The 25,147-nt window shown below is 74.3% G+C and carries 19 protein-coding genes; 12 read left to right on the forward strand and 7 right to left on the reverse strand.

What is annotated here, in order from left to right:
* Positions 1-3 precede the first annotated feature (3 nt).
* The 9 genes from P696_RS56295 (at position 4) to P696_RS0128280 (ending at position 14,002) form a co-directional block, all read left to right on the forward strand.
* On the forward strand, positions 4-1,755 hold the full coding sequence (locus tag P696_RS56295; protein ID WP_026414949.1) for a TRAFAC clade GTPase domain-containing protein: 1,752 nt from the start codon (positions 4-6) through the stop codon (positions 1,753-1,755).
* Positions 1,756-1,885: 130 nt separating this feature from the next.
* Positions 1,886-2,275 carry a PASTA domain-containing protein gene (locus P696_RS0128245; RefSeq protein WP_026414950.1) on the forward strand — a complete coding sequence of 130 codons (390 nt, stop codon included), beginning with the start codon at positions 1,886-1,888 and terminating at the stop codon, positions 2,273-2,275.
* A gap of 136 nt (positions 2,276-2,411) precedes the next feature.
* Positions 2,412-3,035, forward strand: a complete 624-nt coding sequence (locus P696_RS0128250; RefSeq protein WP_051468280.1) for a malonic semialdehyde reductase — start codon at positions 2,412-2,414, stop codon at positions 3,033-3,035.
* 141 nt (positions 3,036-3,176) lie between these two features.
* Entirely contained in the window at positions 3,177-4,160 is a 984-nt protein-coding gene (locus P696_RS0128255; protein ID WP_026414952.1) for a phosphotriesterase family protein, read from the forward strand.
* Between the two features lie 169 nt (positions 4,161-4,329).
* On the forward strand, positions 4,330-5,478 hold the full coding sequence (locus P696_RS0128260; protein WP_034487345.1) for a S1C family serine protease: 1,149 nt from the start codon (positions 4,330-4,332) through the stop codon (positions 5,476-5,478).
* A 432-nt stretch (positions 5,479-5,910) separates the two neighbouring features.
* A complete protein-coding gene (locus tag P696_RS48710) occupies positions 5,911-8,076 on the forward strand; it encodes an ATP-binding protein (protein WP_051468281.1) in 2,166 nt (721 codons plus the stop codon).
* Positions 8,077-8,219: 143 nt separating this feature from the next.
* On the forward strand, positions 8,220-10,562 hold the full coding sequence (locus tag P696_RS48715; protein WP_051468294.1) for an FdhF/YdeP family oxidoreductase: 2,343 nt from the start codon (positions 8,220-8,222) through the stop codon (positions 10,560-10,562).
* A 334-nt stretch (positions 10,563-10,896) separates the two neighbouring features.
* Positions 10,897-13,299 carry an ATP-binding protein gene (locus tag P696_RS0128275; RefSeq protein ID WP_026414954.1) on the forward strand — a complete coding sequence of 801 codons (2,403 nt, stop codon included), beginning with the start codon at positions 10,897-10,899 and terminating at the stop codon, positions 13,297-13,299.
* Between the two features lie 55 nt (positions 13,300-13,354).
* The gene (locus P696_RS0128280) at positions 13,355-14,002 is read left to right on the forward strand and encodes a DUF1707 SHOCT-like domain-containing protein (RefSeq protein WP_034487348.1); all 648 of its coding nucleotides are present in this window, start codon (positions 13,355-13,357) and stop codon (positions 14,000-14,002) included.
* Here P696_RS0128280 and P696_RS0128285 read toward each other — a convergent pair.
* A complete protein-coding gene (locus P696_RS0128285; protein WP_026414956.1) occupies positions 13,999-14,304 on the reverse strand; it encodes a hypothetical protein in 306 nt (101 codons plus the stop codon). The two genes, P696_RS0128280 and P696_RS0128285, sit on opposite strands and share 4 nt — an antisense overlap.
* Positions 14,305-14,374: 70 nt before the next feature.
* Here P696_RS0128285 and P696_RS48720 point away from each other — a divergent pair, with 70 nt between their 5' ends.
* The gene (locus P696_RS48720; RefSeq protein ID WP_034487350.1) at positions 14,375-15,025 is read left to right on the forward strand and encodes a TetR/AcrR family transcriptional regulator; all 651 of its coding nucleotides are present in this window, start codon (positions 14,375-14,377) and stop codon (positions 15,023-15,025) included.
* A gap of 51 nt (positions 15,026-15,076) precedes the next feature.
* Here P696_RS48720 and P696_RS0128295 read toward each other — a convergent pair whose 3' ends face one another.
* From P696_RS0128295 to P696_RS0128310, 4 genes are all read right to left on the reverse strand, one after another.
* A complete protein-coding gene (locus P696_RS0128295) occupies positions 15,077-16,225 on the reverse strand; it encodes a CaiB/BaiF CoA transferase family protein (RefSeq protein ID WP_026414957.1) in 1,149 nt (382 codons plus the stop codon).
* A 110-nt stretch (positions 16,226-16,335) separates the two neighbouring features.
* Positions 16,336-18,201 carry a hypothetical protein gene (locus tag P696_RS0128300; protein ID WP_157429969.1) on the reverse strand — a complete coding sequence of 622 codons (1,866 nt, stop codon included), beginning with the start codon at positions 18,199-18,201 and terminating at the stop codon, positions 16,336-16,338.
* Positions 18,202-18,232: 31 nt separating this feature from the next.
* Complete coding sequence (locus P696_RS0128305) at positions 18,233-19,894, reverse strand: hypothetical protein (RefSeq protein ID WP_026414959.1); 1,662 nt, start codon at positions 19,892-19,894, stop codon at positions 18,233-18,235.
* Positions 19,895-20,097: 203 nt separating this feature from the next.
* Entirely contained in the window at positions 20,098-21,069 is a 972-nt protein-coding gene (locus P696_RS0128310) for a threonine ammonia-lyase (protein ID WP_026414960.1), read from the reverse strand.
* Between the two features lie 91 nt (positions 21,070-21,160).
* Between P696_RS0128310 and P696_RS48725 the strand changes: the two genes are divergently transcribed.
* Positions 21,161-22,090, forward strand: a complete 930-nt coding sequence (locus P696_RS48725; protein ID WP_034487356.1) for a DUF5996 family protein — start codon at positions 21,161-21,163, stop codon at positions 22,088-22,090.
* 142 nt (positions 22,091-22,232) lie between these two features.
* Here P696_RS48725 and P696_RS0128320 read toward each other — a convergent pair whose 3' ends face one another.
* On the reverse strand, positions 22,233-22,907 hold the full coding sequence (locus P696_RS0128320; protein ID WP_026414961.1) for a hypothetical protein: 675 nt from the start codon (positions 22,905-22,907) through the stop codon (positions 22,233-22,235).
* Between the two features lie 169 nt (positions 22,908-23,076).
* Between P696_RS0128320 and P696_RS0128325 the strand changes: the two genes are divergently transcribed.
* Positions 23,077-23,787 (forward strand): M50 family metallopeptidase, encoded by a 711-nt coding sequence (locus tag P696_RS0128325; RefSeq protein ID WP_034487452.1) that lies wholly within the window; start codon positions 23,077-23,079, stop codon positions 23,785-23,787.
* Between the two features lie 66 nt (positions 23,788-23,853).
* Here P696_RS0128325 and P696_RS48730 read toward each other — a convergent pair whose 3' ends face one another.
* A complete protein-coding gene (locus P696_RS48730) occupies positions 23,854-24,993 on the reverse strand; it encodes a serine hydrolase domain-containing protein (RefSeq protein ID WP_170026603.1) in 1,140 nt (379 codons plus the stop codon).
* Positions 24,994-25,147: the final 154 nt, after the last annotated feature.

Genomic DNA, 25,147 nt, shown 5'->3' on the forward strand with positions numbered 1-25,147 from the left:
CGGATGCCCGCCGTCGTCATCGGACTGCTGATCCTGGTCTGGCTCGCCGTCATGTACGCCGGGTTCGTCCTGGTGTTTCCCCTGCTGTTCCCGGCGGTGGTGGCCGCCGCGGGGCTCGCCGCGTTCGGGTTGTACTACCTGCACGCCGTCCGGGCGCTGACGCCTCGGGAGCGCGGCGGCCCGTCGCCGGTCGCCGAGCCCGCGGTGTCGTACCGGACCTACCTGCTCGGGCAGGCGTGGCGCGACTGGTGGACGATCACCAGGACCGTCGTGCCGCGCGTGTACGGGACGGCGAGCCGGGCGATCACGCGGCTGACCCGGTTGCAGTTCCGCGGGTTGTGGGGGTTCTTCACGTTCCCGTTCTGGCTGGCGCTGTGCGCGGGGATCGCGGTCGCGGCCGTCCCGGCGGCGGTGTTCGGGCTGGCGCTGACCGTCCTGTACGGGCTGGTCGCGGCGGTCGGGCTCGCGGCGTGGTCGGTGTGCGTGCTGGCGCTGGCGGCGGTCGAGCGCGGGTTCATGGTCTACGGGCGGATCCTGCAGACCTGCCCGCATCCGTTCTGTTACGAGCGGATCGCGCTGCCGGTGTACGCGTGTCCGGGATGCGGGGCGCGGCATCCGCGCCTGACGCCGAGCGCGGCGGGCGCGTTCCGGCACGTGTGCAAGTGCGGGACGCGGCTGCCGACGACCGTCCCGCTGGGCCGGTTCCGGCTCGCGGCGTACTGCCCGCACTGTGAGGGACGGCTGCCCGAGCGCATCGGCCGCGTCCGGATCGAGCCGCTGCCGTTCGTCGGCGGGCCCGCCGCCGGGAAGACCACGTTCATGGTGCTCGGCATCCGGGCGCTGCACACGCGTGCGCGCGCGGCGCACGGGCGGCTGGCGTTCGTCGAGCGGCGGCACGCCGAGGCGTACGCGGCGATGGTGCAGGTGTTCAACTCGGGTGGACGGCCCGCCAAGACCGGCCCCGAGCTGCCGCTCGCGACGATGCTGGACATCGAGCTGCCCGGCCGCGTCCGCCGCATCCTGTACCTGTTCGACCCGGCGGGCGAGCACTACACGGGCGCGACCGAGGTGGAGTCGCTGCGCTACCTGGACCACGGCGAGGCGCTGCTGTTCGTGGTCGACCCGTTCGCGCTGCCGTACGTCCGGCACTCGCTGGGCGAGTCGGAGCTGCACCTGATCGAGGAGTCGGCGGGAACGTCGGAGGAGGATCCGGCCGACACGCTGCAACGCGTCCTGAACGAGCTGCGCACCCGTCCGGACCGGGGCCGCCAGAAGCGGATCGGGGTGATCGTCACCAAGCTGGACCTGCTGGTCAAGACCGAGGTCGGCCGGGACGTCACCGAGGCCGGGCTGCGCGACTGGCTGGCCGGGGTCGGGCTCGGCAACTCGGTGCGGTCGCTGGAGCAGGTCGCGGCCGAGGTCCGGTTCTTCGGGTCGGGGCTGTCGACCGCCCCGGGCGAGGTCGCGGACCTGCTGCTGTGGGCGTCGGGGCTGGCGTCCGCGACACCGCCCGCGCCGGTCACCGCCGCGCCGTCCCCGGACGTGATCGACGAGGTGCCCGGGACGTCGCCGATGCGCGCGCCGTGGCCGGTGCGCGGACGCGACCCGGCGCTGGTCCCGCTGGGATACCAGGTGGGCCGCTGGTCGGTGCTCGGCGGGCTCTCGGCGGCGGGCCTGGCGCTGCTCGCCGCGGTCGGCACGGCGGCGGTGCTGATGCTGGACTCGGCGAAGATCCACTTCCTGCTGCCGTTCTGACCGGTCCGGGGGGACGAACCGGCCCGGCTCATGCCGAGTCGGGCGCGCGGTGAACTCGATCTCGGGACGCGGAGTCCCAACGGGCCAGAGGGGACGCGACAGGGGCGTCCCCCGGCGATGGGGGCGCGCGATGCCCGAGGGCCGGCCGCAGGGGATCCCGGGGAGGACGACGCTGCTGCTCGGCGGCGGCGCGACGGCCGCGGCCGGGCTGGTGCTCGGCCTGACGCTGCTGGTGGGCGGCGGGCCGGGCGGGGACGGTCCCGGCGGGCCGGCCACGCCGGTCACCTCCGCCCAGGTCGGACGGGCGGACGGCCGGGTCACGGTGCCGCCGGTGGCGGGGCTCGGCGCGGAGGCCGCGACGGCCCGGCTGGCCGAGCGGCACCTCCCGGTGGGCGCGGTGATCAGGGTCCCGTCGTCCCGGCCGTCCGGCAGGGTGGTGCGCAGCTACCCCGGGGACGGCACGGCGCTGGCCGAGGGCGAGCCGGTCACCCTCTACGTGTCCGCCGGAATGGGCGGTTGAGCCGCCCGCGGGCCACCGTCCACCAGGGATGATCACGTGACGTGACGGGAACCACACGCGTCCCGGCATAACCAGGGACGGCGCTGCGTTAGGTTGGTTGAACTTTCAACCGTTAGCAGCGAGAAAGGCTTTCGCGATGACCGCCCTGCACCCCGACGTCCGGCCCACCGACACGCTCGCGCTCGACGCGACCGCCCAGGACCTGCTGTTCCGCGAGGCCCGCACCGCCAACACCTTCGACGCCGAGCCGGTGTCCGACGAGCAGCTCCAGGCGATCTACGACCTGGTCAAGTTCGGGCCGACCGCGATGAACAGCCAGCCGATGCGGCTGGTGGCCGTCCGCACGCCGGAGGCCCGCGAGCGCCTGGTCCGGCACATGTCGGAGGGCAACCGGCCGAAGACGGCGACCGCGCCGCTCACGCTGATCGTCGCCGCCGACACCGGCTTCCACGAGCACCTGCCGACCGTGTTCCCGCACGCCCCGGGCGCGCGCGACGCCATGGAGGCCAACCCGGGCCGCGCGGGCATGGCGACGTTCAACACCGCCCTCCAGCTCGGCTACCTCATCGTCGGCATCCGCGCGGCGGGCCTCGCCGCGGGCCCGATGACCGGCTTCGACGCCGAGGGCGTCCGCGCCGAGTTCCTCAAGGGCACCGGCCACGAGGTGGTCGCCGTCGTCAACGTGGGCAGGCCCGGCCCGGACGCCTGGTTCCCGCGCAACCCGCGCCTCGGATACGACCAGATCGTGACCGAGGTCTGACCGGCGGGCGCCTACGTCCCGGACATGTCAGGCCCGTCCGTTGACGGTCTCCACCGGACGTCCTAGGTTGCGAGGGACCGACCGGCCGGACGTGCTCCGGCACCCCCGGCCGGACGTCCACCCAGGACGCCGGGAGGCCCCATGCCCGCCGTGGAGACCGTGCGCGGCCCGGTCGACGTCGCCGACCTCGGCCGGACGTACATGCACGAGCACGTCTTCGTCCTGGACGACTACCACCAGCGCAACTACGGCGCCGGGGACTGGTGGGACGAGGAGGAGCGGGTCGCCGACGCGGTCGCCAAGCTGACCGCGCTCACCGAGAGCGGGGTCACCGCGATCGCCGACCCGACGGTGTGGGGACTCGGCCGGTACATCCCGCGCATCCAGCGGATCGCCGACCTGGTCCCCGGGCTGCGCATCATCGTCGCGACCGGGCTCTACACCTACGCCGACCTGCCGTTCCCGCTGCACTACCGGGGGCCGGGCACGATCCTCGGCGGGCCCGATCCGCTCGTCGCCGACTTCGTCCGCGACCTCACCGAGGGCATCGCGGACACCGGCGTGAGGGCCGCCTTCCTCAAGTGCGCGGTGGACGAGCCCGGACTCACGCCCGGCGTCGAGCGGGTGCTGCGGGCGGTCGCCGCCGCGCACCGCGAGACGGGCGCGCCCGTGACCGTCCACACGCACAGCCCGTCCCGCAGCGGACGCGGCGCGCTCGACCTGCTGGGCAAGGAGGGCGTGGACCCCGCGCGGGTCGTCGTCGGCCACGCGGGGGACAGCAACGACCTCGACTACCTGATGGAGCTGGCCGACACCGGGGCGATCCTCGGCATGGACCGGTTCGGCCTGGACACCTACAACCCGACGCCCGACCGGGTCGCCACCATCGCCGCCCTGTGCGCCCGCGGGTACGCCGACCGGATGGTGCTCAGCCACGACGCGTCCTGTTACATCGACTGGTTCGGGCCGGACCCCGAGGCGCTGCGTCCCGTCCTGCCGAACTGGCACTACGGGCACCTCACCGACGACGTGCTGCCCGCGCTGCGCGAGGCCGGGGTGACCGGCGAGCAGATCGACCTGATGCTCGTCGCCAACCCGCGCCGCTACTTCACCTCCGCCTCCTGAGTCCCGCGGGTACGCGCCGGGGACGGCCGGATCCGGTGATCCGGCCCTCCTTGTCACGCCATCCCGAACATTTCCGCTTCGCGGTGCGTTTCATGAAGTAGAGCCGCCGAGGTGTGAACGGGACGCAGCGGGTATCCCGTCCGCGTCCGCGCGGCGCGGAGGAGGCCTGATGCACCCTGTCCCGGACCGCGACGTCCCCGAGTCCGGCGGCTCCCGCTCGGCCGCGGGCTGGCTCGTGCTGCTGGCGCTCGCCGGTCTCGCGGCCTTCCTGCTGATCAGGCCGATCCTGGCGGGTCCGGCAAGCGGTCTGTCAGCGGTCGGAGGGTCCTCCTCGCCGTTCGCGGTGCACCGGCCCGTCGGGGGCGTGCGCGGCGGCGGCATCGTCAACGTCGACACCGAGCTCGGCTACCGCGGCACGCTCGCCGCGGGCACCGGCATCATCCTGGACCGCACCGGCCTGGTGCTCACCAACAACCACGTCATCCAGGGCGCGACCTCGATCAAGGCGACCGACACCCGCACCCGCAAGAGCTACACCGCGCGCGTGGTCGGCTACGACAAGTCGAACGACGTCGCGGTCATCCGGCTGTCCGGGGCGAAGGACGTGGGGCTGAAGCCCGCCGCGTTCGGCGACTCGGGCAAGGTCGCCGAGGGCGACGCGGTCACGGCGAAGGGCAACGCGGGCGGCAAGGGCGGCGCGCCGAAGGTCGCCCACGGCAAGGTCACGGCGCTGGACCAGGCGGTCGTCGCGAAGGACGACTCCGACGGGTCGTCCGAGAAGCTGTCCGGGCTGATCGAGACGGACGCGGCGATCAAGCCCGGCGACTCGGGCGGGCCGCTGTTCAACGCCTCAGGCGAGGTGGTCGGCATGGACACCGCCGCGTCCGCCGGGTTCACGATGGCCAAGAAGGACAGCGGGCGCGGGTTCGCCATCCCGATCAACCGGGCGCTGGCGATCGCCGAGCAGATCCGGTCCGGGCAGGACTCCCCCAAGGTGCACATCGGCCAGACCGCGATGCTCGGCGTCCAGGTCCGCGCGGCCGACGCCGCGCAGGGCGCGGGCGGCGGGCAGGGCGGCAGGCAGGGCGGCGGCGCGCTGGTGGCGTCCACGCTGCCCGACTCCCCGGCCGAGCGGCTGAACGTCCCCGTCGACGCGGTGATCACCGCGCTGGACGGCACGCCGGTCGACTCCCCGACCACGCTCACCGACCTCCTGCTGCTCCACCACCCCGGCGACACGGTCGCGCTCACCTACCGGACACCGGGCGGCCAGGCCGTCACCCAGCGGGTCGAACTCGCCTCCGGCCCGCCGCAGTGATCCGCTCGCGCCGGACGGCGCGGGCACGGGCGACGGCGAACCGGTAATCGAGTCGTCACGAAAGGTGCCGACCGGCGTAGGATGGCCGGGTCCCGTCCGCGCCGGTCTGCCCACCGGTCCGCTGGGCCGGTCCACCCTTCTGGTCCGCCTGCGCCGGTTCGTCCGCCGGTCCGTCCGTCCCGGTTCGCCCGTCCCGGTTCGCCTGTGCCGGTCGGCCCGTGCCGGTCGGCCCGTGCCGGTCCGTCCGTGCCGGTCCGTCCGTGCCGGTCCGTCCGTGCCGGTCCGTCCGTGCCGGTCCGTCCGTGCCGGTCCGTCCGTGCTGGTCCGTCCGTGCTCCGCTTTGAGAGTCCGCCGGTCAGGTCCTCGTGGAGGGGAACGTCGCGTTCCGCACGCACGAATCCCCCGAACCCGACTCGATAGCCGAGGCCAGCGGTGGCGAGTTCGCAAGGACGGCCGGGCAACCTGCCCGCCGAGTCGACCAGCTTCGTCGGCCGCCGGGCCGAGCTGGACCAGGTGCTGCGCGCGCTGGAGCGGGCCCGCCTGGTGACCCTGCTCGGGCCGGGCGGGGTCGGCAAGACCCGGCTCGCGCTCCGCGCCGCCGACCGGGCCCGGCCGCTGTTCCCCGACGGGGTGTGGCTGGTGGAGCTGTCCGGCGTGCGCGCGCCCGAGTCGCTGCCGCGCGTGATCGCCGAGACCCTCCGGCTGCCCGGCCGCCACGTGGACGACCCGGCCGGGTTCCTCGCCGACCGGCTCGCGGCGCGCGAGCTGCTGCTCGTCCTCGACACCTGCGAGCATCTCGTGCACGCGAGCGCGATGCTGGCCGAGCGGCTGCTGACGGCCGCGCCCGGCCTGCGCGTCCTCACCACGAGCCGCGAGTCGCTGAACATCGTCGCCGAACACCTCGTGCCCGTCCCGCCGCTGCCGGTGCCCCGCCCCCGGGACGGCTCGGACCCGACGGTCCCCGGCGCGGCGGACGGCGCGGCCGACGACGAGATGGCGGCCTGCGACTCGGTCACGCTGTTCGCCGAGCGGGCGGGCGCCAGCAGCCCCGGCTTCGCCGTCGCGCCCGGCAACCGGGCCGCGGTCCGCCTGCTCTGCCGCCGCCTGGAGGGCATCCCGCTGGCGCTGGAGCTGGCGGCCGTCCGGCTGCGCGCGATGCCGGTCGAGGAGATCGTGGAGCGGCTGTCGGACCGGTTCCGCGTGCTCGGCGGGACGTACGGCGCGTCCCGGACGGGCGGGCACCGGCACCGGACGCTGCGCACGGCGATCACCTGGAGCCACGACCTGTGCATGCCCGCCGAGCGGATGCTGTGGGCGCGGCTGTCGGTGTTCCCCGGCGGCTTCGACCTCGCCGCCGCCGAGGCCGTCTGCACCGACGATCACCTTCCCGTGGACGAGCTGGTGGACGTCCTGACCATGCTGGTCGACAAGTCCGTGGTGCGGTTCGACCCGGCCGCCGGACGCTACCGGATGCTCGACACCCTCAGCGAGTACGGCGCGGAGCGGCTCGACGAGGCCGGGGAGACCGCGCTGCTGCGCCGCCGCCACCGCGACCACTTCGGCGCGCTCGCCGGGCGGGCCGCGCGCGAGCACCTCGGCCCGCGCCAGGCCTGGTGGACGCGCCGCCTGCGGGACGAGGCGGGGAACCTGCGCGCGGCGCTGGAATGGTCGCTGACCACACCCGGCGAGGAGGCCGCGGGCCTGCGGCTGTCGGTCGCGCTGTTCGACCACTGGTTCCTGACGAGCCGGGTCGGCGAGGCCCGCGGCCGGTACCGGCAGGCCCTCGCGTCCACCACGCCCGACCTGCCCGAACGCGGTCGCGCACAGTACGCGAAGGGCATGTTCACGCTGCTCCAGGGCGATCTGGCCGCCGCCGGGGCCCTTCTGGACGACGCGGTCGCGTCCGCCGACGCGTCCGGCGATGCCGATCTTCGGGCCCACGCCGTCCAGGGCCTGGGACGGCTGCGGCAGCACTCGGGCGACCCGGCCGGGGCGCTGGAGCTGTTCCGGGAGGCCCACGCGCACTACGACGCCGAGGGTTACCGGGACGTCGCGGCGCTCACCGTCCTGACCGACATGGCCTGGGCGCACGCGCTGCGCGGCGAACTGGACGAGGCCCTCGCGCTGTGCGCGCAGGCCCTGGAGATCTCCGACGGACAGGGCGAGAGCTGGTGCCGGGGCGTCGCGGTGTGGACGCGCGGCGCGTCCCGCTGGCTCGCCGGGGACACCGGCCCGGCCCTCGCGGACGCCCTGGAGAGCCTCGCGACGGGGGCCGCGTTCGATGATCTCGGCGGGGTCGCGCTGGCCTTGGACCTGCTGACGGCCTGCGCGGCCACCGACGGCGGGTACGAGCGCGCGGCCGTGCTGGCGGGCGCGTCCGACCGGCTCCGGGAGACGCTCGGCATGCCCGCGCCGCGCGGCCCCCACTACGCCGACCTGCGTGAACGCGGCGTCTCGATCATTGCCCACTCCCTGGGCGAACCGCGCATGCGCGAGCTGCGCGCCCGCGGCCACGCGCTCCCCCTCGCCGAGATCCTCGCCTTCGCCTCCGACGCGGCCGCCGACCGCCCCGGCAACCCCCAAGCCCCCCGCCCATAAGGCGTCCGGCCTGGGCGGCGGCATCCGGCGAACCCCGGCGCGGAAGGGCGTTCGGGCAGGTCGGGGGGTGGGTCGTGCTGCTTCGGGGCGAAAAGGTGCGAGAGTGGGAGGGAGCAGTTCCCGGTGGAGAATGGGTGTGGACGATGAGCCGTGAGGCGCCGCGCGAGGACTTCGACGACTCCGGAATGAAGGTCGTGAAGCCGAAGCGGTGGGCCGCGGGCGTGCCAGGCGTGACGGCCGCCTTGCGCGACTCCTACGAGCAGATGGGCGTGAAGCGCACCGCGCTGACCCTGCTCAAGGTCAACCAGAAGGACGGGTTCGACTGTCCCGGCTGCGCGTGGCCCGAGCCCGGCCACCGCCACACCGCCGAGTTCTGCGAGAACGGCGCGAAGGCCGTCGCCGAGGAGGCCACGACCCACCGGATCACCCGGGAGTTCTTCGCCGAGCACACCGTGGACGAGCTGGCCGGACGCACCGACCACTGGCTCGGCCAGCAGGGCCGCCTGACCGAGCCGATGGTGAGGCACCCGGGGTCGGAGCACTACGAGCCGATCTCCTGGGACGAGGCGTTCGGCCTGGTCGCGGACGAGCTGAACGCCCTGGACTCCCCCGACGAGGCGGTCTTCTACACCTCCGGCCGCACCAGCAACGAGGCCGCGTTCGCCTACCAGCTGTTCGTCCGGGCGTTCGGCACGAACAACCTGCCGGACTGCTCGAACATGTGCCACGAGTCGTCCGGGTCGGCGCTGACCGAGACGATCGGCATCGGCAAGGGCTCGGTGCTGCTGGACGACCTCTACCAGGCCGATCTGATCCTCGTCGTCGGGCAGAACCCCGGGACGAACCACCCGCGCATGCTGTCGGCGCTGGAGAAGGCGAAGAAGGCGGGCGCGCGGATCGTCGCGGTGAACCCGCTGCCGGAGGCCGGGCTGATCCGGTTCAAGAACCCGCAGCTGCCATCCGGGGTGGTCGGGAAGGGCACCAGGCTCGCCGACCGGTTCCTGCAGATCCGGGTGAACGGCGACCTGGCCCTGTTCCAGGCGCTCAACCGGCTGCTGCTCGAATCGGACGTCCCGGACGCCGTCGACCGCGCGTTCATCGAGGAGCACACCCACGGGTTCGACGCGTTCTCCGACCACGTCAAGGACCTGGACTGGGACGACGTGCTGGCCGCGACCGGCCTGACGCGCGGGGAGATCGCCGCGGCGCTCGGCGACGTCCTCGCGGCGAAGCGGATCGTGGTGTGCTGGGCGATGGGCCTGACGCAGCACCGCAACTCGGTCCCGACGATCCGCGAGGTCGTGAACTTCCTGCTGCTGCGCGGCAACATCGGCCGTCCGGGCGCGGGCGTGTGCCCGGTGCGCGGCCACTCCAACGTCCAGGGCGACCGGACGATGGGGATCTACGAGAAGCCGAAGCCCGCGTTCCTGGACGCGCTCGCCGCCGAGTTCGGGTTCGAGCCGCCGCGCGAGCACGGCCTGGACACCGTCGACGCGATCCGCGCGATGCGGGACGGCGGCGCGAAGGTGTTCTTCGCGATGGGCGGCAACTTCATCCGCGCCACCCCCGACTCGGACGTGACGGAGGCGGCGATGCGCCGCTGCCGGCTGACCGTCCAGGTGTCGACGAAGCTGAACCGGTCGCACGCGGTCACCGGCGGGCGGGCGCTGATCCTGCCCGCGCTGGGCCGCACCGAGCGGGACGTCCAGGCGGGCGGCGAGCAGTTCGTCTCCGTCGAGGACTCCATGGGCATGGTGCACGCCTCGCGCGGACGCCTCGCGCCCACGTCGCCGCAGCTCAGGTCGGAGGTAGCGATCGTCACCGGACTGGCCCGGCGGGTCCTCGGCGACCGGCACGGCATCGCCTGGGACGCGATGGGACGCGACTACGACGTGATCCGCGACCATGTGGAGCGGGTCGTCCCCGGGTTCGACGACTACAACGCGCGCGTGCGTGAGCCGGACGGGTTCACGCTGCCGCACGCCCCGCGCGACGAACGCCGCTTCCCGACCGCGACGGGCAAGGCGAACTTCACCGCGAACGCGCTGGAGGTGCTGCGCGTCCCGGAGGGGCGGCTGCTGCTCCAGACCGTCCGCAGCCACGACCAGTACAACACCACGATCTACGGCCTGGACGACAGGTACCGGGGCGTCAAGGCCGGGCGCCGCGTCGTGTTCGTCCACCCGGACGACCTCCGGGCGCTCGGGTTCGCCGACGGCGCGATGGTCGACCTGGTGTCGGAGTGGACGGACGGCACCGAGCGCCGCGCGCCCGGCTTCCGGACCATCGCCTACCCGACCGCGCGCGGCTGCGCGGCGGCCTACTTCCCCGAGGCCAACGTGCTCGTGCCGCTGGACAGCACGGCGGAGGTCAGCAACACCCCGACGTCCAAGTCGGTGGTCGTCCGCCTGGAGTCGCCGCGTCCCGGGTCGCGTCCGGAGGGAGCGCGGCCGGACGGCGCGCGCCCGGAGACCGCGCAAGCGTAAAACGCACGCCTGGAGGGCGTGCGGGCCGGGGACGCACGTGGTCGAGGACGCCCGAGGTGAGGGCGCGAGGGCGGCGGATGTGCGAGCGTGGAGCATGCGGACGGAGGTTGTGCGGGCGGAGCGGGAAGGCCGTCCGTAACCGGCCGTATCGACCCGCGTTACGCCGGTGGCCGGGCGGCCGACGGCGTACGATGCACCCATCCTGACGCTTCCATCCGACAGATCCCATCTCACAGTCAGATCACGTCCCACAAGGCAGATCACGTCTCACCGGTCCTCTCCCGCGGACCGGCCCGAGACATCCCCGACGCTCCCTCCCCCAACGAGGTGACCGGTGACGGCACTGGCGGACGACCGGCACGGCGGCAACCTGCCCGCCGAGGTGACCCGGTTCATCGGCCGGAGGCGCGAGCTGGCCGAGGCCAGGCGCGTCCTGGCCCGTTCGCGCCTGGTCACGCTGACCGGCGTGGGCGGGGTCGGCAAGACCCGGCTGGCGCTCCGGCTGGCCACCGAGGCCCGCGGCGACTTCGAGGGCGGCGCGTGGCTGGTCGAGCTGTCGGCGCTGCGCGAGCCGGATCTGCTCGCCCGGCACGTCGCCGACAAGCTCGGGCTGCCCGGCCAGGCGGCGGGCGACCAGACCGACCGGCTCTGCGAGCACCTGTCCGACCGCGAGCTGCTGCTCGTCCTGGACACCTGCGAGCACCTGGTGGAGGGCACGGCCGCCCTGGTCGAGACGCTGCTGCGGGCCGCGCCCCGGCTGCGGGTGCTCGCCACCAGCCGCGAGCCGCTGGACGTGATGGGCGAGCACAACCTGGTGATCCCGCCGCTGGCCGTCGCCGCGGATCCCGGCGCCGGGACGGGCGACACCGCGGACGCCGGGGGCGGCCGGGCGCGCGGCGGGCAGGGGCGCGCGGCGGACGCGGGCGCGGACGACGCGGTCGCGCTGTTCGCCGACCGGGCCGAGGCGATGGTCCCGGGGTTCGCGCTGACCAAGGAGAACCGGCCGGTGGTCGCGCGGCTGTGCGCGCAGCTGGACGGCATCCCCCTCGCGATCGAGCTGGCGGCCGTCCGCATGCGGACGATGTCGGTGGAGCAGCTCGCCGAGCGGATGGACGACCGGTTCCGGCTGCTCGGCACCGCGCGCGCGGGCGGCGACCGGCACCGGACGCTCCGCGCCGCGATCGAGTGGAGCCACGAGCTGTGCACCGGCGAGGAGCGGCTGCTGTGGGCGCGGCTGTCGGTGTTCCCGGGCGACTTCGACCTGACCGCCGCCGAACGCGTCTGCGGCGGCGACGGCCTGCCCGGCGGTGAGCTGTTCGAGGTGCTCGGACGGCTCGTGGAGAAGTCGGTCGTCCAGGTCGAGCGGGACGGCCGCCGCTACCGGATGCTCGACACGCTGCGCGAGTACGGCGCGGAGCGGCTCGCCGGGCTCGGCGAGGGTCCCTGCCTGCGGCAACGCCACCGCGACCACTACCTCGAGCTGGCCGAACGCGCGCGCGAGGCGGCGCTCGGGGCCGAGCAGCTCGGCTGGCTGACCCGGCTGGGCGAGGAGAACCCGAACCTGCGCGTCGCGCTGGAGTACTCCCTCACCACGCCGGAGGAGGTCGCGACCGGGCTGCACCTGACGGTCGTCCTCCAGCACTACTGGATCTGCCTGGGCATGTTCGGCGAGGCCCGGCGCTGGCACGACCGGGCGCTGGCGGCGCCGACCGAGTCCGCCGGGAACGCGGCGCGCGTCGCGCTCGACCGGGCGTGGATCGCCTACGGCGCGGGCATGGTCGCCGTCCAGCAGGGCGAGACCGACCGGGCGCGCGACCTGTTCACCACGGCGACCGTGGACGTGTCCGCGACCGCGGCGGTCCTGCCCGAGGCCGCCGAGGTGGCGTCGGCGCCCGACCTGCTGGCGCACGTCGTCCACGGGGAGGGCCTGATCGCGCTGTTCGAGGGCCAGCTGGACGAGGCGCGCGCCCGCATGGAGCAGGCCCGCGAGGCGTTCGACCGGCTCGGCTACCGGGACCCGCTGGCGCTGCTGACCGGCCCGCACCTGTCGACCGTCCTGCTGCTGCAGCGCAAGGAGCAGGAGGCGCTCGCGCTCGCGGACGGCGCGGCCCGCGACGGCGAGGCGTCCGGCGAACGCTGGTGCCACTCGTTCGCGCTGTACGCGCGGGGCGCGGCGCTGTGGTGGCTCGGCGAGCACCGGGCCGCGACCGACGACCTGCTCGCCTGCCTGCGGATCAAGGAGCGGCTCGGCGACCAGCTCGGCATCACGCTCGCGCTCGACCTGCTCACACCCGCGCCGGTCGTGCACGGCGAGTACGAGCAGGCGGCGATGCTGCTCGGCGCGACCGAGGCGATGTGGCGGCGGCTCGGCGCGACCCGGCTGTACGGGCCGGACTACAAGCGGCGGCGCGCCACGTCCGAGCACGCGCTGCGCAAGCGGCTGCCGCCGGAGCGGTTCCAGGCGGCCAAGGAGCGCGGCGCGCGGCTGTCGGTCGCCGAGGCGATCGCGCTGGCGCGCGGCGAGCCCGCGCCCAGGCCGGAACGGCAGCCGCTCACCGCCCGCGAACGCGAGGTCGCGGTGCTGGTCGCGCGCGGGCTGTCGAACCGCGAGATCGCCGACCGCCTCTCGGTGGCGCGGCGGACGGTCGACACGGCCGTCGAGCACATCCAGGCCAAGCTCGGGCTGTCGTCCCGCGACCAGATCGCCGCCTGGGTCCGCCGCGTCCGCCGGGGCTGAACCGGTATCTTGTCCGGGCTGGGCCCGCGGGGGGCTCGGGCCTAGGGTTGCGGGCATGACGAATCTGCCCGAGAAGCCAGAACCCGCGCGCCCCCCGGAGATGCGGGCCTCCGACGCCGACCGCGACCGGGTCGCGCAGATCCTCCGGGACGCCGTGGGCGAGGGGCGGCTCACGCTGGACGAGGTGGACGAGCGGCTGGACGCGGTCTACAAGGCGAGGACGTACGCCGACCTCGAACCGCTGACCCGCGACCTGCCGGTCTCCGGGTCCGCGCCGGTCGGGCCGCCGGCGGCGCGTCCGGCCGGGACGGCGGGCGGGTTCGTCATCGCGCCGGGCGAGACGCCGACGTGGACGAACGGCGTCGCGATCATGAGCGGGTTCGACCGGAAGGGCGTCTGGACCGTCCCGGAGACGTTCACCGCGTTCGCCTACTGGGGCGGCGGCGACATCGACCTGCGCGAGGCGCGGTTCACCTCGAAGACCGTCCACATCACCGCGGTGGCGATCATGGGCGGGATCGACATCATCGTGCCGGACGACGTCAACGTCCGGGTGACGGGTGTGGGGATCATGGGCGGCTTCGACCATCTGGCGAGCGGTCCCGGCGTCCCGGGCGCGCCCGAGATCGTCATCTCCGGGCTGGCCTTCTGGGGCGGCGTGGACGTCAAGCGCCGTCCCAGAAGGCGAGCGGTCCGCGACTAGCCCCCCGACGAGCGCCCTTCCTGTGCCTGGTGGGCGTCGGTGGGGTGGTGGGGGTTCTCGCGGCGGTCGAGGTGGTCGAGCGCGCCGCGGACGGCGGCCCGGCGCAGCGTGCCTCCCCCGCCGGACGGCGGCCGGTCGGCCCAGCCGCGCACGACGGGTTCGGCGAGCGAGCGCGCCCGTTCCAGCCGGCCGTGCCGTTTCAGCATGACGAGCAGCGTGACGGCGACGACGGCGAGCAGCACCACGCCCGCGCCGATGATCAGAAGGCGGAGCAGCAGAAAGGTCAGGATCTCGGTCGACACGGTTCCTCCCCGTTTATTTGGCATCTCCGTGCTAAATCCCAACGTAGCACGAGTGTGTTATAAAGCGAGCATGCCCAAGCTGGTGGATCCCGAGGAGCGCCGCCGCGAGGTGGCCGAGGCCATCTTCCGGGTGGCGCGGCGCGACGGGCTGGAGCAGGCGTCCCTGCGCGCGGTCGCGGCCGAGGCGGGCCTGGCGATCGGCTCGGTCCGGCACTACTTCGACGGCCAGGCCGACCTGATGATCTTCGCGATGAGGTACTTCGCCGAGCGGGCCGGGGAACGCGTCCGCGAGGCGGCGGGGTCGCTGAAGACCCCGGATGCGGACGCCCCGGCGGCCGAGCACGTCGCGGCGCTGGAGCGGCTGCTCGCCGAGATCCTGCCGCTGGACGACCGCCGCCGCGAGGAGGCCGAGGTCTGGCTGGCGTTCACCACGTCCGCGCGCACCCGTCCCGACCTGCGGCCCTACGCGCTGGAGCTGTTCGACGAGCTGGCCTGGATGCTCGACACCCTGCTCGCCGCCGCGGACCGGCTCGGCGCGCTGCGTCCCGGCCTCGACCTGCGCGCCGAGCGCGTCCGGCTGAACGCGCTCCTGGACGGCCTGACGATGCACGCCGTCCTGCAACCCGACCGGATCGGGCCGCCCGAGCTCGCCGAGGCCCTGCGCCACCACATCGCCGACATCGCGGCGGTCCCGCCCGAGGGCCCGCCCGCCGCGACGTGACCGGGGCCGCCGTCCGGCTGCGGACGACGGCCCCGGAAGGTTCTCGGACGGTCAGCTCTCGGCGACGGCCCCCGAGGCGATGAGGTCGTCGGCGTCCTCGATGCCCAGGTCGGCGAGGACGGCCCGGGTGTGGCCGCCGGGGAGGGCGGGCCTGCCGTCGGTGTCCGCCGGGGTGCGGGAGAAGCGGGGGGCCGGGGCGGGCTGAAGGTGGCCGTCACGCTCGACGAACACCTCCCGCTCGGTGTTGTAAGGGTGCCGGGCTGCCTCGGTCATCGACAGGACGGGCGCGACGCACGCGTCCGACGGCAGGAAGATCTCGGCCCACTCGTCGCGGGTGCGTTCCTTGAACCTGGCGGCGAAGCGTTCGCGCAGCTCAGGCCAGGCGTCGCGGTCGTGCTGGCTCGGAAGGCCCGCGTCGGCGAGGCCGAGCAGGCGCAGGAACTCGGCGTAGAACTGCGGCTCCAGCGCACCGACCGCCATGTGTTCTCCGTCGGCGGTCTCGTAGACGTCGTACCAGGGCGCGCCGGTGTCGAGCATGTTGACGCCGCGCTCGTCCTTCCAGAGGCCGCCCGCCATGAAGCCGTGGATGAACGTGGACAGGTGGGACGCGCCGTCCACGATCGCGGCGTCGACGACCTGCCCGCGCCCGCTCGTCCGGGACTCCAGCAGCGCCGCGAGGATCCCGACGACCAGGTACATGCTGCCGCCCGCGAAGTCGCCGAGCAGGTTCATCGGGACCTGCGGCGGGCCTCCCGCGCGGCCGATGGCGTGCAGCGTCCCGGTGATCGCGATGTAGCCGATGTCGTGTCCGGCGCTCTGGGAGAGCGGCCCGTCCTGACCCCAGCCGGTCATGCGGCCGTACACGAGCCGCTGATTGCGGGCGAGGCAGTCGTCCGGCCCCAGGCCGAGCCGCTCGGTGACGCCCGGGCGGAACCCTTCCAGCAGGACGTCGGAGTTCTCCACCATCCGCAGGACGAGCTCGCGGCCCTTGTCGCTCTTCAGGTCCACGGCGACGGAGCGCTTGCCGCGGTTGGTGAAGTCGGTCCCGCCGGTCGCGCCACCGCCCCTGCGCGCGGCGGCGGCCCTGTCGACGCGGATGACGTCGGCCCCCAGGTCGGCCAGCAGCATCGCGGCGAACGGGCCGGGCCCGATGCCCGCCAGTTCGACCACCCTGACCCCGGCCAGCGGCCCTCGTCCCATCTCGCGCCCCTCTCGTCGGTTGGTGCCCCTCATTGTGCCCGACGGAGTAAGCGGTCACTGACGGCAGGGTCCGGTGATCGGCCCGGTGCATGACCCGGTGGACGGTTCGGTCAGTCGCCCGGGCGGCGGTACACCGGCACCGGGACCTGGTTGAAGTCGCGCGCGGTCACCACGATCCGGCCGGACGGCGGGACCGCCGCGACCGGCCCGCGTCCGGCGAGGAAGTCGTGGTCCGCCTCGGCCGGCTGGAACGGGCCCTCCGCTGAGAGGACGGTCACGCGGCGGCTCGCGGCGGCGAGGTAGTGCCAGCGGCCCTTCGGCGACCGCCACCATCCGGCGCTCGCCAGGTCGCCGCCCGCGGACGAGCAGTCGGGCGTGTCGAGGCGTCGGCCGGTGACGTGCACGCCCCGGTCGTCCAGCAGGACGGCGTAGGTCGCGCCGCGTCCGCCCGTGTAGGCGTAGCGCGCGCAGATCCAGTGGCCGGGGCCCGCGCCGTCCGGGAGGGCGCCGGTCCAGAACTCGCGGGCGGTCGCGGACTCGACGTCGCCGCGTCCGCGCCGGTCGAGCGCGGCCGGTCCGGCGGGGCTGCACCCGATCCGCCGCCACAGCGCGAACCCGGCGGGCAGCGCGTCCGGCCCGCCGCCCACCGGGTGCGGCCAGGCGGGTCCGGGCGGAGCGGGCTGGTAGAGCAGGTTCGCCGAGACCAGGCCGCCGAGGTCGGCCACCGTGTACGGACGGCCGTCCGGGACCTGCGGCTGCGACAGCTCCAGCACCGGCCCGCGCCAGCAGCCGCGCGCGGCGGGCGCCGGAACCGGCTGCGGGACGTCCGCGGTCAGACCGTCGCGGACGGGCACCGGCGTCCAGGCCGCGGCCCCCTTCGTCCCGCCGGACGCCAGGTCCGCGGCGCGCACGCCGCTCACCCACGGCGGCAGCAGGTACCGGCCGGGCGCGACCTTCAGCGGCGTCGCGCCGTCCGGCTGCGACCGGCCGACCGGGAAGACCTCCAGGCGTCCGTCGGTGAACCGGGCGACGGTCGCGCCGTCGCGGAGCAGCGCGACCCGGCTCGTCCCGACCGTCCCGGCGAAGAGCAGCTGCGGGCCTCCGGCCTTGGCCGCCGCGCCGGGCGTGCCCGCCTCCCACGCGCGGACGGCCTGGGCCACGAAGGCGCGGTCGCGGACGAGGTCGCCGCGCGCGGGCCAGGCCGTGAGTTCGAGGCGGGCGCTGCGCCGCCACAGGTCGTCGGGAGCGGCGACGACGCGTCCGCCGCGCGGCTCGGCGGCCGGATGCCCGGCGAGCCGGACGCCCGCGATCGGAAACCCCCCGTTGGCCAGCGCGAACGCGCCGACGGTCGCCACGGGCACGACGGCCACGGCGGCGCCGAGGACGACCCGCGCGCCGCGCCGCCGGCGCAGCTCGCGGGCGGCGGCCAGCGGACGGAACGTGCGGCGGGCGTGCAGCCGGACGACGGTCGGGTCGAGCGCCCGGACCACGGCCTCACCGAGCGGCGGGACGGCGGCGGCCTCGGCGAGCGCGTCGTCCGGGCCCGGGACCCCGAGGGCGGCGAGTTCGGCGCGCGCCTCGTCCTCGGGCAGCTCCTCCAGGCGCAGGAGCGCGTAGGCGGCGCGGCCACGGGGTGACAGCGCGGCGAGGACGCCCAGGGCGGCGGGGTCGCCGTCGGCGAGCGGCTGGATGCGCAGCCAGGAGGCGGACCGGACGCGCTCGGCGCCCGGCCCGCGCTGGTCGATGCGCACGGCGGAGCGGAGCGCGGAGCGCAGCACCCGGCGGCGCAGCCCGGCGTAGATCACCTCGGCGTCGCCCCGGTGGTCCCGGCGATGCCGGGCGCGGCCGACGATCCAGTGCGCCAGCACCACCCGATCGTGCCGTTCGAGTCCTTCCGGCAGGATGAGATAAGCGATCCGGGCGAGTCGCCGATAACGCTTGTTCGCCACGGAATTGGCGCTGATTTCCTCCGTCACGGGAAACTCCTCGAACCGTTCAATTCCCATGTCATGTGTCGCGCACGGTCAGGTCGACCGGCGTGTCCGGGCGGTGGTCGGCGTCGCCGCGCGGGGAGGCGACCAGGAGGCGGCCTCGGACGTTCACGTGCCGCAGCGGTCCCTCCACCTCCGGGGTGAAGCCCCGGCCCGCGGCGGCGAGGTAGTACCAGTGGCCGCTGTCGGCGCGCCACCAGAGTCCGGAGACCGGGCGGCGCTCGTCGCAGCCGCCCGCGCCCGCCGACAGCGTGGAGTCGGCGGCGTGCCCGACCAGCGCTGCCTGCCCGGCGCTGCCGCCGCCCGCGAAGTCGAGCCTTGTGCACACCCAGTCGGCGCTGCCGCCGCCGTGGGGCACCGAGCCGGACCAGAAGTCCGCCGCGTCCGCCCGGTCCACCGGACGGGCCGGTTGCGGGAGGACGCAGCCGAGCCGGTCCCACAACTTCAGGCCGGTGCCGCTGAGTTGTCCTGGCATGGCGACTTGTCCGGCCCTGTGGCGCGTCGAGGTGCTCGTGCGCTCCGCGGCGGACGACGCGTCCGTGCGGTAGGTCAGGACGACCGGCCGCGCGCCGCCGAGGTCGCCGATGGTGCGGCTGCCGTCCGGGCCGGTGAGGTCGAGCACCGGGCCGCGTCCGCAGTGGGTGCGCGGCGCGAGTGGTTCGGTCACGCCGTTCCTGACCTGGACGGCGTCGCCGCCCGGGACGGCCGCCTCGGTGTCCCAGGGTGCGAGGAGGTACCGGCCGCCGCCGAGCGCGACCGGGGCGGACGGGTCCGTCCCGGTCGCCGTGACCTCCAGCGGACGCCCCGGACCCGAGTAGCGGGCGACGCGCTCGCCGTTGCGCAGCACCGCGACGGTGCGTCCGTCCAGGTGACCGGCGTACAGGAGCTGCGCCGAGCCGCCCCGGACGGTTCCGGTCCGCAACGCGGCCCACGCCGACAGGGCGCCGCGCGTGAGGGCGCGGTCGGTGGTGAGGTCGCCGCGCGCGGGCCAGGTCTCGAGCGTGCGCCGGCCCTTCGTCCAGGCGTCCGGGGCGGCGGAGACGAGCCGTAAGCCGCGGGTGCCGTGCTCGCCCAGCGCCGCTCCGTTCTCGGTCACGACCAGCGCGCCGAGCAGCCCGGCCGTGAGGACCGAGGCCCCGACGATCGGCGCTTTGGACCGGCGGCGGACGGGACGGGGCGACGCGGGCTCGAACGGCGTGGCGGGCACGGGCAGCCGGACCTCCTCGGCCGCCTCCATCGCCGCCCACGGGTCCTTCACGCCCAGCCCGACCAGCGCGTCCCGGACCTGGTAGCGGGGCATCCCGTCGACCGCGCGGAGCACGCAGGCGACCCGCACCGGCATCTCCAGCCGCGCGAGCGCGGCGGTCAGCGCCGGGTCGGGAAGCCGTCCGGGCAGCGCCTTGAGCCAGGGGTTCAACCCGAAGCGCAGCAGCCCGGACGGACGCGCCGCCCGGCGCAGGACCCGCGCGCGCAGCTGCGCCTGCGCGACCTCGCCGTCCGCCGCGCCCGGCGGAACGCCCAGGCCCATGCGCCCGGACAGCACGCCGTCCACGATGCGGCGGGCCAGCGCGAGACGGTAGACGCGCTTCTCGGTTCCCGGAAGGACGAGATACGCCAGGCGGACGAGATCGCTGTACAGCGCCTCCGCCCGGGCCTTCGTCGTGACGTCTTCCGGCATCGCGGGACTCCTTCTGCGAATTCTCCCGGGGATCGGTGATGATCCGAGTCGGTGACGGCCCGGGCCGATGCCGGTCCGGGGCCGATGACGACCCAAAGCTAGGGAGCGCGAAGGTCCGCCGACGCGGAATTGAGAGAACGCTTAACGATGTCGCCGGATATGCCGTCGATTATCCCGTCAATGCCGGGCGCGACTCCGAGGCGTCATTGGCCGAGAGCTTCCTGGTACGTGTCGATGGTGACGTTACGGCCGGTCAGGACGATCACGAGCCGCCCGGTGATCTCGACCCTCCCGGCGAGGACGGCCGCGACGCCCGCCGCGCCCGAGCCCTCGGCGACCAGGCCGTGCTCGGTGAACAGCCAGCGCATCGCGGAGCGGATCTCGGCGTCCGACACGTGCGTGAGGACCGGCTCGGCGGTGGCGATCAGGGCCGGGGTGACGCTGCCGGGCTCGAGGTTGCCGACCAGGCCGTCGGCGATGCTGTCACCGACCTCGACCGGGACGACGCGTCCCGCGGCGACGGCGGCCGACACCGCGCGCGACACCGACGACTCGACGCCGACCAGCCGCACGTCCTCTCGCGTGGACGCCCACAGCGCGAGGCCCGCGAGCAGGCCGCCGCCCCCGACCGGAGCGACGACGGTCAGCGAGCCCTCGGCCTGCGCGTCCAGTTCGACGCCGATCGTGCCCTGCCCGGCGATCACGTCCGGGTCGTTGTAGGGCGAGACGAACCGGCCGGGCAGCGACAGCGCGTGCGCCTCGGCGGCGTCGTAGTCCGCGCCGTGCCGGACGAGGTCGACCGGGTAGGACGCGAGCTTGGCGACCTTCGCCGGGGACGCGTGCTCGGACACCACGACGGTCGCGTCCACGCCGGAGCGGGCGGCGGCGTGCGCGAAGCCGAGGCCGTGGTTCCCGGCGCTGGCGGTGACGGCACGCGCCCCGTCCGTCAGCCCGGCGATCGCCGAGACCGCGCCCCTGATCTTGAACGAGCCGGTCGGCTGGAGCGTCTCGGCCTTGAGCAGCGCGCCGGGCGCGAGCGCGGTGGGCAGCACCGGTGTGGGGTCGAGCGCCGCGGCGACGCGTCCGGCCGCGGCGCGCAGGTCGGCCGCCGTGGGAGTGCGGACGGGCCGCGGCGTCGCGCCGTCCGAGGCCGGATTCGTCGAAGGGGACACCATGGGAGAAATATATGCACCGGGGGCGCAAAGATCGTCCCAGGAGGGAACTCCGGGTTGTGCCGGAGATCCGCGCGGGGGTAGAAGGCGAGGCATGAGCACCGCACCGCCCGAGCTTCCGGCCTACGCCGACTGGGCCGACACCAAGGACACCCTCCACCTGTGGACGCAGATCGTGGGGAAGATCCAGCTCGCCTCGACCGCGCCCCGCAACCACTGGTGGCACGTGACGCTGCGGGTGGACGAGCACGGCTACTCCACCCAGCGGCTGCTGCATGACGGCGTCCACTTCCGGATCTCGTTCGACCTCGTCCAGCACCGGCTCGTCGTCCGCACCCGCGACCGCGAGGAGGCGATCCCGCTGCGGGACGGCCTGTCGGTGTCGGGGTTCTACTACGAGCTCGAGGCGCTGCTGCGCGAGCTGGGCGTCGAGGTGAAGATCAAGGCGGAGCCGTTCGGCGTCCCGATGACCACGCCGTTCGCGGACGACACCGAGCACGCCTCCTACGACGCGGCGGCCGTCGAGCGGTTCCGGGACGCCCTGGTCTGGGTGGACGACGCGTTCTGCGAGTTCCAGAGCTGGTTCGACGGGAAGGCGAGCCCGGTCCAGCTGTTCTGGCACAGCTTCGACCTGGCGACCGCGCGGTTCTCCGGCCGGTCCGCGCCTCCGATGGAGGGCGTGGACCCGGTGACCGCCGAGGCCTACAGCCACGAGGTGATCAGCTGCGGCTGGTGGGCGGGCGACCGCGCCAACCCGTACTCGGCGTTCTACTCCTACACCCACCCCGAGCCGGACGACTTGACCGGCCAGCGACTCCTGCCCGCCGAGGCGTCCTGGGAGCAGACCGGGACGACCCACCAGGCGCGGCTGCGCTACGACGTCGTCCGGAAGGCCGACGACCCGCGCGGCACCCTGCTGGACTTCCTGCAGAGCTCCTACGCGGCCGGGGCCCGCACCGCCGACTGGCCCTTCCAGCACTTCCACTCGTCCTGGTGCCCGCCGCGAGGCCGCGTCTCCACCTGACAAGATCACCCAGCGGCTCGAGCGGCGGCGCCCAAGCAGAAGGGGCGCTGCCGCTCAGGCGTTTTGGCGCTCAGGCGTTTTGGCGCTCAGCCGCTCAGGCGTTTTGGCGCTCAGCCGCTCAGGCGTTTTGGCGCTCAGCCGCTCAGGCGCTGGGCCGGGGACGGGCCGTCCGCAGCCTCGTGGCGGCGTACCCGGCGAGGCACGCGACGGCGAGCGCGGCGAGCAGCGCCAGCAGCGGATTCACGAAGCCGGGGACGGTGTCGGCCCCGCAGGTCGTGTCGCTCAGCGGCACCAGCGACTGCCCGCCCTCATGGCCGCCCGCGTAACCGGCCGCGCCGACCTCCGAGGTGAAGCGGCACCCGCCGTCCTTCAGGTCGAGAACGTCGTCGTAGAAGTGGCTGAGGCCGAAGCCGTAGGTCGCGGCGAGGGCCAGCGCCCAGGTCCACGCCATCCGGGACCAGACGCGCGAGCCCTGCCGGACCCGCCCCGAGCGGACGGACGCGACCACCATCAGGCAGGCGGCCGAGGCCACCACGGGCCATCCGACCATCAGGCCCAGCATGCCCAGCAGGGCCAGGAGCAGCACGAACTTGAGCTCGAACGCGGCCAGGACCAGCAGCCCGGCGACCAGCAGGCCCGCGCCCCCGGCGACGACCGCGGGACGCGTGGAGGACAGCGCCTGCACCACGAGCAGCGCGACGAGCAACGCCGGAATCCCGAAGGTGATCATGCTGAACGTTCCCTCGGCGCCGTTCATGACCGACGAGAGCGCCGCTCCCCCGGCGAGCGTGGCCCCTGCGGCGATCCAGTACTTCATGCCCAGACCCCACCCCAGAGATCGGCTTTTGGCAAACCGCGGGGAGATCACACGGAGGGGTGAACCAGATGTAACCGAACGCGGGGCTTACCCCGTACGTCCTAGTCTTGGGCAGCGCGAACCGACAAGACCCGAGGTGGACGTGAACGACCAGGTGAGCATCGCCGACATGTTCGACCGGCTGACCGGCACGCAGGCGGCCCCGCCGTGGTGGCTGGTGGCGCTGGCCGCCGTCGTGGCCCTGGCCGCCGTGGCCCACGGCCCGACCTGGCGGCTCGCCCGCAACGTGGTGACCATCGCGCACGAGGGCGGGCACGCCCTGGTCGCGCTGCTGACCGGCCGGAAGCTGGACGGCATCAAACTGCACTCCGACACGTCCGGCGTGACCGTGTCGCGGGGCAGGCCGCACGGGCCCGGCATGGTGTTCACGGCGATGGCCGGGTACATCACGCCGCCGCTGCTGGGGCTGCTGTTCGCCGCGCTGCTGGCGGGCGGCCGGATCACGCTCATGCTGTGGTTCTCGCTGCTCCTGCTCGCCGGGACGCTGGTGATGATCAGGAACGCGTACGGCGCGCTGTCGGTGATCCTCACCGGCGCGGTGGTGTTCGCGGTCTCCTGGTTCGCCGGTGAGACCGTCCAGGCGGTGTTCGGCTACCTGGCCGCCTGGTTCCTGCTGCTCGCGGGCACCCGCCCGGTCGTCGAGCTGCAGCGGATGCGGACGCGCCGGATGGCCCCGAGCTCCGACGCCGACCAGCTCGCGCACCTGACCGGCGTGCCCGGCATGTTCTGGGTGACGGTGTTCGGGCTGGTCGCGCTGCTGTCGCTGGTGGCGGGCGGTGCGCTGCTGTTCCCGGACGGCGCGTCCACGGCGCACCTCTGAGGTCGTCCGAAGGCCCCCTCCCGCGTGACGCCGGAGGGGGCCTTCGCTTTTATCCGTTCGCCTTGCCTAGCGGCAGAGGGCGGCGTCGATCGCCTTGGTGATGTCGGCGCGGAAGGCGGGCTTGGCCTCCAGCTCAGGGCTGGACTGGTTGTAGGTGATCACCGCCTGGCGCTCGCCGTCCCGGCTGGTGTACGACCAGGTGCGGTAGCCGGGCCAGCCGCCGTCGTGGCCCCACGCGAACCCGCAGGACGTCTTGACGCGCGCGAGGCCGAGGCCGTAGTCCTCCTTGATCCAGTCGTCGGTGACCGCACGCGTCGTCATCATCGCCTTCTGGACGCGCGCGGGCAGCAGCTTCCCGGTGACCAGGGCCCGCTGGAAGCGCGCCACGTCGTCCACGGTGGAGACCATGCCGCCGGACGTCCACCCGCTGGACGGGCTGATCATGGTGCTGACGTCGCCGTACTGGTCGAAGTACCCGTGCACGTAGGAGCCGTGGAAGCCGGTGTCGGCCGTGGGCAGGAAGGTGTGGCGCAGCCTCAGCGGCTTCACGATCCGGCGCTGGAGCTCGACGCCGAACGGGTGGCCGGTGGCCTTCTCCACGATCATCCCGGCGAGGACGTAGTTGGTGTTGGAGTAGTTCCACGTCGCGCCGGGCCTGCCGAGCGGGGCCTTCTCCTGCGCGATGTCGACCAGCTCGCGCGGCTTCCACACGCGGGCCGGGTCCTGCCAGATGCGCGGGTCCTGGACGTACTCGTTCAGGCCGGACGTCTGGGCGAGCAGCTGCCGGACGGTGATCCTCCGGCCGTCGTTGCCGTTGCGGGTGAGCACGCCGGGCAGCCAGCGGGCGACCGTGTCGTCCAGGGAGATCCTGTGCTCGGCGACCAGCTGCAGGACGACCGTCGCGGTGAAGGTCTTGGTCACGCTGGCGATGCGGAACCTCAGGTCAGGGGTCATCTTCTGCCCCGTGGCGGTGTTCGCGACACCGGCGGTGACGCGGGTGACCGTGTCGCCGCGCCGGGAGAGGGCGATGACGCCGGGCTGGCCGTCCTTGACCAGCTGGTCCACGGCCTTCTGGAGCGCGGCCTGCCTGGACGCGCCGGACGGGGTGGCCGCGGAGGAGGCGGTGGCCGTCACCGGCACGACGGCGGCGGTCAGGGCCGCGGTGGCGAGGGAGGCGAGGGCGATGCGCCGCATGTTCTTCTTCACGTGATCAAGCTTGCCGACCGGCGCTTCGGACCCCCATGGGCTTGGACACCGAGCCCCGGGTGTACCTGAGTACACCTGTCCGTATGCCTGTCCGTACACGGCCACGCGCTCGCCATCGCGCGCGTGCGGGCGGATCATGGGCCATGGCCGCGAA

The organism is Actinomadura oligospora ATCC 43269 (assembly GCF_000518265.1).
In the GTDB taxonomy this organism is placed as follows: Bacteria; Actinomycetota; Actinomycetes; order Streptosporangiales; family Streptosporangiaceae; genus Spirillospora; species Spirillospora oligospora.